The organism is Fodinicurvata fenggangensis DSM 21160 (assembly GCF_000686045.1).
Taxonomy (GTDB): domain Bacteria; phylum Pseudomonadota; class Alphaproteobacteria; order Kiloniellales; family DSM-21159; genus Fodinicurvata; species Fodinicurvata fenggangensis.
In genome coordinates this window covers 1-6738 of the sequence record NZ_JMLV01000026.1, presented here as the reverse complement: position 1 = coordinate 6738, position 6738 = coordinate 1, and the positions used below count along the sequence as shown (strand labels likewise).

Below are 6738 nucleotides of genomic sequence, written 5' to 3'. Positions count from 1 at the left end.
AAAGCGCCGGAACGACAAACGGTCGTCCAGAGCCTCCTCAAGGCCCGGATCCGACAGGCCGTACCAGCGCTGCAGCAGCAAGGCCTTGAACATCAAAAGCGGTGGATAGGCCGGCTCGCCCCGGCGCGAGGGATATAGGCCCGACAAAAGAGCTTCAAAGCGGGACCACTCGAGGAGCCCATCGATCCGGCCAAGGCGATCCTCACGTTGGCCACGGCTCTCCTCAACCATGGCATCTCCGAAACCCAGCTGACCAACCGATTTCTGCGCCATAACCGCCCCCAATCAGCAATGTGTATTCCAAAATTGAATCACATCTCTGATTTCCGCGCAAAGGTCTCCATCCAGAGGCGCGGAGCCTCGAAGGAGGGGCGGCCTGCCCAGTCGGTGCCGTTAGCGTTTTCCCCGGCCTAACCGACTGTGCCGGGATGCTTCGAGGGCTTGACTGGCGTCAAGCCACCTCAGCATGAGATAGGTGGGAGGCACGTAAATGCCTTGAAATTAAGCGAAAAACCTCATCCTGAGGCTGCGCGCAGCGCACTCGAAGGATCGGCGGCTTTCACAGACGGCGCCGCGGGCATTCTCCCCGGTCCTACCCCACCTCCTCCGGTACGGCGGCACTCACCTCACCATACCCGAAGAAAGGATCCAGTTCGCGTGCGACGACGGCATTCACATGGGCAAGTTCACGCGGGGCCAACGCCTCCAGATGATCCCCTACCACCCCCTTGCGGGTCTTGTAGGTGCGCAGGTCGCCCTTCTCCGTCGGCCGCAGCGTCTTGCGGCCAAAGGCATCGGCTTCCTCAAGCTGGCGCATGTTGTCGAAGCTGGCATAGTCCACGGCTTGCGCGACCAGGTCAGGACGAACCTCCCTCACCCCGAAAAAGCCCAGCGCACGCGTCAGGGCCGCTGCCGGATCGGCGATCATGTCCTCGTAGCGCAGCAGAAGGAAATCGCGCGGGTTATGTCGCTGATCGGCCCAGATGTTGTAATAGGCAACGATCGTCGCCAGTGACCCGCGCGCCTCATAGACGTAATCCTCCAAAGCACCGTCATAGCCGTGGGAACTGGCGCGATAGCGCAGGGAATAGTACTGCGAAACCAGGACGTCCCGTGGATCGCGGCAAAGGAAGAGCACGCGGTCCTTGCGATAGTGGGTCTTGCTGCGCTCCAGCTCTTCCGGGATCCGCTTGTAGGGTTTGTCATCGTGATAGGCGACCAGTTGCGGCACGCCCGGCTGCCGGAGCAGCTCTCCGGTCATCAGGTAATCCTGTGATTCGATGCCGTGTTGATGCGCCAGGTAATGCCCAAGCATCAGACGCAGCCAGGTCCGTCCGCACTTGGGAAAAGAGATGATGTAGTTGCCACCGGGCCGGAAAAAACGGCGAACGCTGCGAACCTGTCGCTTGAGGATCTTTCCGCCCATGAACCACCGAACTCCGCTGCTTGATCGGGAAGGGAACAGGTAGCAGGAACGACGGGCCTTGGGAAGTCGCAGGCGGCGCCCGGCCCCGCGCCGCCTGTGCCAAGCTGCTTCCAGGGCTTGGCTCCTCATCCTCAGGGCCGCCAAAGGCGGTGTCTCGAAGGACGTCAAGTCACCTCAGTATGAGGAAGGTTGTAGATGTGCATAACTTACTTATAAAAATATATTTTCCTCATCCTGAGGCGCGAAGCGCGTAAGCGCGTAGCCTCGAAGGAGCAGGGCCAGGCGGCACCGTCAGCCCTCCCCCGCCACCAGCGGCAGCCCACAACACTCCGCCACCAATGGCTCGCTCGTGACCAGACGTCCCGGATGCTGCCGCCCCAGCGCGCTCAGGACGGTGGTATCGGTCTCCGCATGCTTGCTGCGTGTGGTCCCCAGGGCGGCGATGGCCGGGTTTTCGGCATAGGCATGGGTCAATTCGAAGGAGATGCCGGCCAGCACCACGCGGTCCCAGGCCGGATCGGCCAGCCCCAGCAGGGTGGCGAAGACACCGGTGGAGGGCTGCTTGATGGCAACGGCCGCCGCAGCATCCGGGTCGTCCCCCGTTTCACGCTGCAGCAACTGCGTGAAATAATCATAGGACGGTGCCCGAAAGCGCCCGTAGTGATAGCCCGCCCGGCGCAATGCCCAGCGCAGGTGCCAGGCCGACATCCGCCAGCGCTTGGCCTCGCGGATCAGGCGGCGTGGCAGCGATCCCTCCGCCGGCGGGCGGGGCAGGTACCAGACCTCGTCGCTGGACAGGCCACGCAGTGTCTCCAGTGCGATGCGGTTCGCCTGCCGTTTGCCGCTGTTGTCGCGCACGGTGCCGGCCCCCAGAACGGCAGAGATGACCGTGAAGCGTGGCACCGGCAGTCCCGCCGACCGTGCCGACCAGGCGGACGCATTGGCGCAAGCCACGGCATCGATCTGCGAGCACTCTGGCAGGACTGGATCCGGCTTGGAGCCGAGGACGAGCAGGTTGGTCATGGAAACGTTCAGGCTCCTGTCAAGGACGCTAAACGCAGCGCCATCCAAGGCTACAGCCCTGCCCTGAATCCGTCGATGACTGCAGAGGCAAATCCGGGAAACGATTCCTCAGAAATTCAGCTGGATGCCCAGCAGGCCGGCCGCGCCATCGCCCTCGAAATCGTCGTCCAGCTTTCCCTCGTCATAGTCGACGTACTGCGCCGAGCCCACCAGGTCGGCGCCGGGCGCCAGGGAATAGCGCGCACCGAAGTCGAACAGCCACATCCGCCGCTCGGCACCGGCGCTTTCCTGGGTCCAGCCCAGGCTGGGCCCCACGGTCCAGGGGCCAGTGCTATAGGTCAGGCCGGCATTCACATCATGCTGGTTCTTCATGCCTTCGCCGACAAGGATCGGGCCACGCAGATTGGCAGCGCTATAGTTGGCAGGACTGCCGTGACTGTCGAACTTGTAGCTAGCCCCCACATCGAAGCCACCGAAGCCCAGGCTGAAGGCGGTGGAATAGACATAGCGGCGGCGGTCGTCCGCCGTCGTCTGCCCCGCCGTCCGCGCCGTGCCGAAGCCGCCGGACCAGGCCAGGTCGAAGGCGCCGAAGGATTGGCTGTAGTTCAGGCCTGTTTCGACGATCTCCGTATAGGCCGAATTGTCCAGGGACGAACTGTCGGTGACGAAACGCTGGTCCGAACCGGCCCGCGCCCTTGCGCCCGTATCAGGCGCAAAGCTGATGCCCGCCTGCAATCCGGAATAGCGCGGCGTCATGTAGGTCAGCATCAATTCCTGGTTGGCGATATAGGGGGCGGCTGTCGGATAGGGCAGGCCGTTCAGGCTGGCAACGCCCTCCTGATGGTCGGCGAAATCGATGCCCCAGCCAGCCGTCGGTGTCCAGGAATACAGGCGGTACATGGCCGAACGGTCCGCGCCGAAATGAAGGCGCCCGAAACCGCCCGCGGCATAGACATAGGCGGCATCGCTGTTGAAGTTGTCCTGGAACTCATAGTCCGTCACGAAGCCCAGTTCCAGTCCGTTGTCCAGGGTCTGTGCGCCCGTGATGCTGTAGATCCCGTACTGATTGAAGTCGTAAGCGCGAATATCCGCCGTGTTGCCTGCGGCATCGACCACAGGATCATCCTGGCTGCGCCCGATGGCCAAGGCATTGTAGTACCCGCCGATCTGCAAGCGGAACCCAGAATTTTCGGACGGCCTTTCTGCCAACACAGGAGCAGCGGCCAAAGCGCCACCGAAAAGGGCCAGCACCCCGGCAGCCATGGATCTTGTCTTCATGTGCGACTCGCGAACCCGCAGGTGACTCTCATTCACTTCTGATTTACTTCACAATCGCACCGTCGCACAAGAGAAAGGGCGGCCCGACTGGACCGCCCTTCCCTTGATTTCCGGTGATCCCCGCCGGGGTAGTTCCCCTTTGCGGATCTGAAGGCGCTTTGAGCCTTAGAAGTTCAGCTGGATACCGAACATACCGGCGAAGCCGTCACCACCGAAATCATTCGGCAGCTCGCCTTCGTCATAGTCGATGTACTGGATGGAGCCGACCAGATCGGCACCCGGGGCCAAGGCATAGCGGGCACCCATGTCGGCCAGCCAGACTTCACGCTCAAAGCCAGCGGTTTCCCGTGTCCAGCCGAAGCTTGGACCGAAAGTCCAGGGGCCAGTCGTGTAGGTGATGCCGGCATTCACGTCATGCTCGTTCTTACCGCCGACAGTATCACCCGCAAACGATGTTCCATAGTTGGCATCGATCATCGCTGGCGTAATACCGCCCGCATCACGGATGTTGCCGCGGACGAGGCTACCGGTGCTGCCGTGCGTGTCGAACTTGTAGGCCACACCAACGTTCAAACCGCCGAAGCCAAGGTTGAGAGCCGTGGAGTAGACATAGCGACGGTCATCGCTAAGTGCCCTTTCGGTTGCTCCGACTGCTTTGGCCGTCCCGAAACCACCGGACCAACCCAAGTCAAAGCCATCAAAGGACTGGCTGTAGTTCAGGCCCAGTTCAAGGATGTTCTCGTAACCATTTAGGGTGTCCTCGTTGGTGATGAAGCGCTGGTTGTTCCCAGCCATCGACCCACCGATTCCACCAACATTGTTGCTGTTGTCCGGCGCAAAGGAGACACCGGCCTGAATGCCCGAGAAGCGCGGGGTGATGTAGGTCAGCATCAGATCGTTGTTGGCGATGAAGGGCGCTGCTGTCGGATAGCCCATGCCGTTCATGCCGGCCACACCATCATCATGACCGGTGAAGTCGATGCCCCAGCCGGCGGTCGGCGTCCATTCGTAGAGGCGATACATGGCCGAACGGTCGGCACCGAAGTGCACGCGGCCGAAACCACCGGAGGCGAAGACATAGGCACGATCTGTACCGAAGTTCGTGGTGATCTCATGCTGAGACGTGAAACCCAATTCAAGGCCATTGTCCAGCGTCTGCGAGCCGGTGATGATGTAACGGCCGCGCTGGCTGAAGTCGTAGTTTCGAATGTCGGTTTTGCCAAAAACCGGCGCGCCGGTATTGTCAGTGGTGATAGCCACCGGATCGTCCTGGTCACGGACGATGGCCAGGGCGTTGTAGAAACCACCGATCTTGAGCTGGAAGCCCTCACCGGCGTGGTCGTCAGCGGCGGCCGGCGCGGCGGCAAAGGCGCCACCGGAGACGGCGAGAGCTGTCGCTGCCATCAAAAACTTTTTCATGATAGTATCCCCCTCATCTGCTAGGGAGACCCGCCTTCACGGCCCTGAAGCCAAAACCGTTGTGCGGATCGAATTATTGAACAAGGAATCTGGGGCATGGCCCCCGCTTCCAAGGTGATAAAACATTAACCTGCTGTAAGGGTCAATCGACCTGAGCCCCTCAGCGTGACGGATTTGCACAGCTGTTGCGAAAAGAACACAGGCACCAGGTGAAGGGTTTTGGATAAGCAGTTGTTTTTATGCGTAATTCCTCTTTTAACACGTTGTGGTGCCTTTTTGCCGGGAGGGGCTGGCACAATAAAACTCCTTCCTGCTGAGAGGGCTTGACTCCGGTCAAGACCAAGAGACTCGCCGACACGGGCGGCTGGGCCGGGGGATTGAGGCTGGGAGAAGGCTCACGGCGCCATCTGCGCCCTGTGGCCCGGCCCTTCGAGGCTTTGCGCTCACGCGCTACGCACCTCAGCAACCGTGTTTTATCACACTGGCTGATAGTTGGTTCCATCCCGGAGCATGGCGTTTGCGACGATCACCATATGGCGCATGACGGCGACCAGGGCGGCCTTGCCGGACTTTCCGTTCTCCTTGAGCCTGAGGTAGCGCCGCCGCATGGCGTTGTCGCCTCGAACGGCGGCCACAGCCCCCATGTAGAGCGCGTTGCGCACAATCTGCCGCCCGCCCCAGATGCGGCGCTGGCCGCGCAGGGTGCCGGTGTCCCAGGCATGGGGAGCCAAACCAGCCAGGGTGGCGACCTGGCGGCGCGAGGCCTGGCCCAACTCGGGCATGCCGGCCAGCAGCGTGGCCGTCAGCACCGGGCCGATCCCGGGAATACTGCTGAGGCGTTGAGCGTCGGCAGCAAGCTCAGGGCTCTGCCGGATATGCCGGGTGATGTGGGCCTCAAGCGTGCGGACCCGGGCGGTCAGCTGGGCAATGGTCTGCTCCAGCTCCTCCTTCAGGTCGGCCTCACGCTCCTGGTGCCAGCGCTGCTGTTCGGCCGTCCGCATGGCCGTCAGCTGGCGCCGCCGGCGCAGCAGGGCGACCAGGCGCCGCCGGTCAGCCGACAGTGGCGCTGTTGGCTGCGGCTGCACGCGCTCGCCATAGAGCGCGAGCACCCGTGCATCCAGGCGGTCGGTTTTGGCCAACAGGCCCATGCCGCGGGCAAAATGGCGGATATGGCGAGGATTGGCCACGGCCAGCGCCAGGCCGGCATCCTGGCAGGCCTCGATCAACTCAACCTCGAAACCGCCCGTAGCCTCGGCCACGGCCAGCTCCACCGCGCACTGCTGCAGCCAGGCCACCAACTGGGGCAGCTTGTTCGCAGGAAAGCGCCGCCGCTTGCCGCTCGGCAGGAGATGGACATCCAGGTGATGCTTGGCGATATCGATTCCGGCGATGGATGTTGCTATCATGATCACGGACCCTTCCTTGTCGATGGGAGCTCCGGTGCAAGGCCGGGCTCTGGCAACCGTTCGGGTTCACTTTTGATCAGGCGGGTCGGGATCCTTGCTGAGGTACGAACTTCAGGTTCGAGGACGAGAGCGATCTCCGACCCGCCCCCTATCCTGATAACAAATCGCCGACAGACAAGGACGAGG

The 6738-nt window shown here is 62.2% G+C and carries 6 protein-coding genes; all 6 read right to left on the bottom strand.

Annotated features, from left to right (window positions below; all coding sequences use genetic code 11):
* Positions 1 to 273, bottom strand: a 273-nt coding sequence (locus tag BP38_RS23415) for a transposase (RefSeq protein ID WP_026988868.1), incomplete at its 3' end; no start/stop codon positions are given.
* Positions 274 to 592: 319 nt separating this feature from the next.
* Complete coding sequence (locus BP38_RS0118040; protein WP_026988867.1) at positions 593 to 1426, bottom strand: sulfotransferase domain-containing protein; 834 nt, start codon at positions 1424 to 1426, stop codon at positions 593 to 595.
* 291 nt (positions 1427 to 1717) lie between these two features.
* Positions 1718 to 2449, bottom strand: coding sequence for a hypothetical protein (locus BP38_RS0118035; protein WP_026988866.1), 732 nt, complete (start codon positions 2447 to 2449; stop codon positions 1718 to 1720).
* A 108-nt stretch (positions 2450 to 2557) separates the two neighbouring features.
* Positions 2558 to 3727 (bottom strand): porin, encoded by a 1170-nt coding sequence (locus tag BP38_RS0118030; protein WP_081816784.1) that lies wholly within the window; start codon positions 3725 to 3727, stop codon positions 2558 to 2560.
* 165 nt (positions 3728 to 3892) lie between these two features.
* Positions 3893 to 5146 carry a porin gene (locus tag BP38_RS0118025; RefSeq protein ID WP_081816783.1) on the bottom strand — a complete coding sequence of 418 codons (1254 nt, stop codon included), beginning with the start codon at positions 5144 to 5146 and terminating at the stop codon, positions 3893 to 3895.
* A gap of 476 nt (positions 5147 to 5622) precedes the next feature.
* Positions 5623 to 6552 (bottom strand): IS110 family RNA-guided transposase, encoded by a 930-nt coding sequence (locus BP38_RS0118020; protein WP_035723195.1) that lies wholly within the window; start codon positions 6550 to 6552, stop codon positions 5623 to 5625.
* Positions 6553 to 6738: the final 186 nt, after the last annotated feature.